This is a genomic window from Bacteroidia bacterium (assembly GCA_019695265.1).
Lineage (GTDB): Bacteria > Bacteroidota > Bacteroidia > JAIBAJ01 > JAIBAJ01 > JAIBAJ01.
On sequence record JAIBAJ010000142.1, the window covers coordinates 1 to 6,783 of the forward strand.

The window sequence follows — 6,783 nt, forward strand, 5'->3', positions numbered from 1 at the left end:
GTTAAATTACCACATTGACAATTTTCTTTGGAACCACAATCACTTTTTTGGGTGTTTTACCTTCTGTCCATTTTACGGATTCGGCATGTTCAAGGACAGCCTTTTCAATTTCGGCATTGCTAAGTCCTACCGGTAACTCCAGGTTAAAGCGTGTTTTTCCATTGAATGAAACCGGATAGTTGAATGTATTATCCTCCAGGAAAGCCGGGTTAAATTCAGGGAAAGGTTCAAATGCAATGGTTGATGAATGTCCTAGTCTCTCCCACAATTCTTCTGTTATATGCGGCGCATAAGGAGAAAGTAATACCAACAATGGTTCTAAAATGGAACGATTGGAGCATTTGGCTTCACTTAATTCATTCACACAAATCATGAAATTGCTTACAGAGGTATTAAACGAGAAGCGTTCTATGTCTTCCTGTACTTTTTTAATGGTTTTGTGTAAGGTTTTTAGTTCAGCTTTAGTTGGTTCTTGTGATTCTTCTTTTCCTTCCATAAGGGGAAGGTACAAACGCCATAATTTTTTCAAAAATCCTGAAACACCTGTAATTCCATTGGTATTCCAAGGTTTACTTTGTTCAAGAGGTCCGAGAAACATTTCATACAAACGCAAGGTGTCGGCACCATAATCTAAAACGATGTCATCCGGATTTACAACGTTGTATTTGGATTTAGACATTTTTTCAACCTCGTATCCACAGATGTATTTTCCATTTTCTAAAACAAATTGGGCTTGGCTGTAATCTTCTCTCCATTGTTTAAATCCTTCGATATCCAATTCGTCATTTTTTACATATTTCACATCTACCCGAGGGGCATTTATTCCTACCACGGCTTTTGGGAAATCAGAAAGGGAGATGGAAAGATTTAATTTCTTATTTATAAGCTGGATTAGCCATTCCGGATCCATGTTTTTTTGAAATTGGTCATAAATTCCTTTTGAAACAAAGATTGGATGGGTGAAATCCGTTGTCATATTTACAAAGAAAACCTGATAAACAAAACTTGTTCTACCTTGGATCATTCCCTGATTGATGAGTTTTTTGGCCGGTTCATCAATGTTAAGATAGCCTAAGTCTTTTAAGAATTTAGTCCAGAAGCGTACGTACATCAGATGCCCGGTGGCATGTTCAGAACCACCGATGTATAAATCCACTTCCTTCCAATACGTAGCGGCATCTTTGGAAACGAATTCTGTTTCATTTTTCGAATCCATGTAACGAAGGTAGTACCAGCTGCTACCGGCATAACCGGGCATGGTATCGGTTTCGCGTTTACAAACTTGTTTTCCATCTTCAAAAGTTACATGAACCCAATCTTGCACAGAGGCTAGTGGACCTTCTCCGGTTCCGGTAGGTTGGTAGGTTTTAACGTCGGGAAGGGTAGGGTATTGGCCGAATGGCAATAGTTCAGGAATTCCATCTTTGTAGATGATCGGGAAAGGTTCGCCCCAATAGCGTTGACGGCTAAAACCGGCATCTCTTAGCTTAAAATTTACTTTACCCTTTCCAATTCGCTTTTCTTCAATGGCCTTGATTGCAACCGGAATAGCTTCCTTGCCTGTTAGTCCATTTAAAAAGCCGGAATTAATCATTTTTTTATCCTTGCTTTCATCAGCACCCTCCGAACAATCTTGCCCTTCAAGCAGGGGAATTATTTGAATATTGAAATGATTAGCAAAATTCCAATCGCGTTGGTCGCCTGATGGAACTGCCATCACTGCCCCGGTTCCATATCCTGCAAGAACATAATCGCCGATCCAAACCGGAACTTTTGAACCGGTAAACGGATGAAAAACAAAGGCTCCGGTAAAAACACCGCTTACTTTTTTTACTTCCGACATCCGTTCCCGTTCGCTTCGGTTTTTGGCCCAATTCACATATTCTTCCACCGCTTCTTTTTGTTCCGGGGTGGTAATTCTGTTTACTAATTCATGCTCAGGAGCCAGAGTTACGAAGCTTACACCGAAAATGGTATCAGGACGGGTGGTAAAAACTTCAATTATCTCACCACCACCAACATAAAATCCAGTCTCTGCATTGGGTTCTCCTACCGGAAAAATATTTGCAACAGGTGAAACAGAATCATGGGGAGCAACTCTGAATTGGATGGAAGCACCTTCACTTCGACCAATCCAGTTGCGTTGAATTTCTTTGATGCTTTCCGGCCAGTCGATCGTGTCAAGCCCTTGCAATAGACGATCGGCATATGCTGTAATTCGAAGCGACCATTGCCTCATCATTTTCCTTTCGACCGGATGTCCACCTCGTTCTGAAACTCCGTCTTTTACCTCATCATTGGCCAAAACCGTACCCAATGCGGGGCACCAGTTAACGGCTGTGAACTTTTGATAAGCCAAACGGTATTGCATTAGAATCGCTGATTGTTCCTGTTTGGACCAGGACCTCCATTGATCTGCAGTAAATTCAGTATAATCTTCGTCGCAAGCTGCGGAGACGTTGAAATTTCCTTCTTTTTCAAACAGTGCAATCAGTTCAGAAATGGCTTGAGCCTTGTTGCTTTTTTTGTTGTACCAGGAATTAAATAATTGGGCAAAAATCCATTGAGTCCAGCGGTAATACGCAGGGTCGGAGGTTTTAAATTCTCTATCCCAGTCGAATGAAAACCCAATTTTATCCAGTTGCTCCCTGTAGCGGGCAATGTTTTTTTCGGTAGTAAGTGCCGGGTGTTGACCTGTTTCAATGGCATATTGTTCGGCAGGTAAACCAAAAGCATCGTAACCCATTGGGTGTAAGACGTTAAAGCCTTTGTGACGCTTAAATCGAGCGAAAATATCAGAAGCAATATATCCGAGTGGATGGCCTACATGTAAGCCTGCACCGCTTGGATAAGGAAACATATCCAATACATAATACTTGGGCTTAGTAGATTGATTGTCAGCTTTAAAGGTTTTATTTTCGGCCCATCTTTTCTGCCACTTTTCTTCGATTTCTTTGTGATTGTATTCCATTGCCTGCAAAAGTATGGTTGTAGCGCAAACTACGGAAGGAAAAAACAAGGATTCTTTTCACTTTTACCAGATACTTTTCAAGTTCGATGGCCGGAATGGAATGAATTTTGACAATTGCCCGGCTGAAAGTGTAAAAGGATTCGGCCAAACTAGGTGGCTTAGCGCATGGATAGAATTGGGTATGCTGGATTCTCAACTATACATAATCACTATTTTTTTTAATTTCTAGTATGCGGGCCCCCTCCGCCTTCCTCCATTTTTGCAACCCCAAAATAGTTTGCATGGCGTTCGGGTCACGCTTTCGGCTGTAGTCCAAGCCCACTCCGCTAAACGCTGCGTTGGCTTGGAGCTACTTGCCTCTATCGTTGCCCGAGTCGAAACCTCAACCTATAGTATCTTTACCCATGTTTTTAGAGAAATAGTCACCTAACTTTTTTGATAATTGCAAGAATACCTACTCATCCAAACACGGTTTAGGCAAAGGAACTCGACGCATTATTGGCTATTGCTAATTTCCCATTGGTAACCCAATTTGTCACTCACCCAATTTTTTCAATTTGAATCTGATTGGGTTTGCACCCTCGGGCAACGATAGAGGCAAGTAGCCCACAGGCGCACGCGGCGCTAGCCAAGTGTGCCGAGGACTACAGCCGAAAGCGTGACCCGAAGCCCAAGCAGTATGATAGGAGTCTTGACGAAAATTTGGAGGGCTAAGGGGGCCCGCCTAAAAAAATAGAAAATTCAGGACTTAGTTCTCTTTAATCCACTTAACAACCCGGTTTTGGAAAGAGATGGTGTACATTCCGGCTTGTAAAGAAGTGATGTTAAATTGAGTTTCTGCTTGATTACCAGTCGATTCCAGCACTACTCTTCCTTGAAGGTCTTTGATTTGAACCAATCCGATAGAGGTGGATTTACTGAACAAAGTAAGGTTGTTTTTAGCCGGATTGGGGTAAAGAATATAGCCTTGATTGTCAAGAGTTTGGATGCCTGTATGGTCGATTTGGAAATTTCCGGGAGGCATACTATCGATGTAATTTACTTCGGAAACAGTTGTTTGGCCACCACCGCCACCAAAGCCTGAGGAAGCGCGGGTAGTAATTTGCAGAACAGGAACTCCGATATTTTTAGCCAGCCATTTGTATTCGATAATAGTACTAGGCAAGGTAAGTGGGAAAGGAAATGGACCTTGGAGAAAGATGATGCTATCGACCCCAACGATGGTTGATTTAACTCTTAGAACCTGAGGCCATTCACCATAAGGAGTATAAAGTTTTCCCCATCCATCAACTTCATTGGTACGCACTTGACGGTGGTAATAATCGACAAAGGAGGGAATATGAATTTCATAGTTGGATGCTGATGAAAAATTATCTTGGTACTCCAGGGGGAACTCATAAATAATGTCTTTTCCATTGAAGGCATTAGGGCTTGGGACATCATTGAGTTTAAAAGCATTTCCAACGATAGCGTATTGGTTATCGAAATTTCGTTGGATAAAGTCATAAGCATCGGTAATGGAAAACATGCTAGAACCGCCGGTACCTGTTGGAGGAGTAGGGATGGTATTGCTTCGTTGAGCGAGGTCAGAGAAGTTGTCGGGGTATAAAATCAGGTTGGTAAAAACGAAGTTATAAGAAACCGGGGTTTCCAGAGGCGAGAAAAAGGTATCGACTGTTTGGGATTTGGAAGAAAGGAAGGTATAGTCCCAAACCTGATCTGCACCGGTTTGAGTAAGAAGGTAATCGGTTTGATTTCCGCCACCTCCACCACCACCGCCTAAGGCAGAACTCAGCCTGAAAGTGTCGCCAACATTAGGCATATCGTTGGTAAGGATTGAAATTTGAGCCGATGATTGGAAGCTCAGAAAAACAATCAAAAAGAGAAAGGTAAGGGTAGAAGTTAAAATGCGCATTAGGGGGTTGCTGTTTTGAAATATTTGCGAAGGTAAAAAACACTGAGAATCAACATAACTAAAAAATAGATATACTCATTGCACCAAATAAGTCCGAGGGAAAGGTGGGCTACTTCGGATGCATACCAGGTGTAAAGAAAATAAAAGATAAGAGTAGTAATTTCAATGGCTAGGGTAATAAGTGTTTTACCCAGTCCGGAGACAATAGAAAGGATGTTATGAGCCAAAGCAAAGCAAAAAACAGAGCCTGAAATGATGTAGATAATTGGAATCGTATCGTCAATGACCGGGGAAATATTGGTAAAAAGTTTCATGAGTCCTTGCGGGTAGATTAAATTTAGAAATACCAACAAAGCGGTAATGCCCAAGCACATCCATACCACTTTTTTAGCAGTAGGAATTACTTCATTTAGTTTGTTTTGTCCAACCAGATTGCTGACAATGGTGTTAGTTACATTGCTAAAAGCGATGAGAGGCATCATGAGAACCATGTAAACATTTCGGGTGAGGTTAGAAATGGCGAGGGCACGTTCGCCCAGGTTTTCGACCATTAGGAAAAACACGAACCACGAGCCAACCGACATAAAGAATTGGATCATCATGGGTAAAGCAAGTTCGAGCACTTCCCAAAGAACACGAAGATTTAATCCGCTTCTTTTATCCAATCCATAGGTTTTAGAGTGTGCTGAAAAATAAGAATAGGTGAAGAAGATCAGGGCGCCAACCAATTCGCTAATTACGGAAGCTATGGCACTACCTGCAATTTCGAGGCGAGGGAAACCCCAATTTCCAAAGACCAGCAGGTAATTTAAAATAAGATTTAGAGAAGCAAAAGAACCGATGGCGATGGAAATAATTCTGGTTTTTCCGATTCCGGCATAATATCCTCTGAAAAGGGAAATGGCGAATGAAAAAGGCAGTCCCAATAAACGCAGGGTGATGAAAGTGGTGCAAGCTGCCAAAACTTCCTTTGAAGAAACAAATAGGGTAAGGAATTGTGGGGCAAACGGTACAAAAAACAGAAGCAGAATTAAGGAGAAACCCAGTTTAAAATAGGCGCTTTGCCAGAAAACTTTACCTATTTCAAGTAGTTTACCTTCCCCGTCCTTTCGGGCAATGACGATTTGCATACCTGCGCTGTATCCGTAACTAATCATCAGGAAGGTAGCCAGGAACAATCCACCGATTGCACTTGCTCCAAGAGCTACTTCGTTAAGACGGCCAAGGAATACGGTATCGGTGATATTGATCAGCATTTGACCCGCACCACCTAAGACCATTGGCCAGGCAATGTCCCAAATGCGTTTATTGGTATAGCTGATTTCTTTTTCCAAGTTGCAAAGGTAGAATTAAGGTTGAACGGGGTTAATAAAGAATGCAAAACCGGCTTAATAGCCATATTTTTCACCCCATAATTTTCGAAGCGCTTCTCTGGTTTCCCTTTCTCTAGCATTGTTTCCAGGTTGATAAAAGGAGGTACCGGCGATGGCTTCGGGTAAGAATTCCTGATTAACGAAATTGCCTTGATGGCTATGGGCGTATTCGTACTTGTTTCCATAGCCTAATTCCTTCATGAGTTTGGTAGGAGCATTTCGCAAATGCAGAGGAACCGGTAAATCACCACCTTGACGAACCAGGGCCAGGGCCTCATCGATTGCCAGGTAGGTTGAATTACTTTTGGGAGAGGTAGCGAGGTAAACGGCACATTGGCTAAGAATGATTCTGGCTTCGGGGTAACCAATTACGTTGACAGCTTGAAAGCAGTTGTTAGCAATCACCAAAGCAGTAGGATTGGCATTTCCGATATCTTCTGATGCTAAAATGAGCATTCTTCGGGCAATAAAAAGAGGGTCTTCCCCTCCTTCAATCATCCGGGCGAGGTAATATACCGCTGCAT

At 42.2% G+C, this 6,783-nt stretch carries 4 protein-coding genes; all 4 read right to left on the reverse strand.

Annotated features, from left to right (window positions below; translation table 11 throughout):
* Nucleotide 1: 1 nt before the first annotated feature.
* Nucleotides 2-2,971, reverse strand: coding sequence for a leucine--tRNA ligase (locus K1X82_14160; GenBank protein ID MBX7183251.1), 2,970 nt, complete (start codon nt 2,969-2,971; stop codon nt 2-4).
* A 748-nt stretch (nt 2,972-3,719) separates the two neighbouring features.
* Nucleotides 3,720-4,886, reverse strand: a complete 1,167-nt coding sequence (locus K1X82_14165; GenBank protein MBX7183252.1) for a T9SS type A sorting domain-containing protein — start codon at nt 4,884-4,886, stop codon at nt 3,720-3,722.
* Nucleotides 4,886-6,220 carry an MATE family efflux transporter gene (locus tag K1X82_14170; protein MBX7183253.1) on the reverse strand — a complete coding sequence of 445 codons (1,335 nt, stop codon included), beginning with the start codon at nt 6,218-6,220 and terminating at the stop codon, nt 4,886-4,888. Before K1X82_14170 ends, K1X82_14165 begins: the two co-directional genes overlap by 1 nt.
* Nucleotides 6,221-6,274: 54 nt before the next feature.
* Nucleotides 6,275-6,783 (reverse strand): replication-associated recombination protein A (locus K1X82_14175; protein MBX7183254.1); only part of this gene is annotated, 509 nt, incomplete at its 5' end.

Bases quoted from the DNA above. Each gene is read 5' to 3' on its own strand.
- K1X82_14160 (MBX7183251.1), bottom strand. From the start codon at position 2,971: ATGGAATACAATCACAAAGAAATCGAAGAAAAGTGGCAGAAAAGATGG.
- K1X82_14165 (MBX7183252.1), bottom strand. From the start codon at position 4,886: ATGCGCATTTTAACTTCTACCCTTACCTTTCTCTTTTTGATTGTTTTT.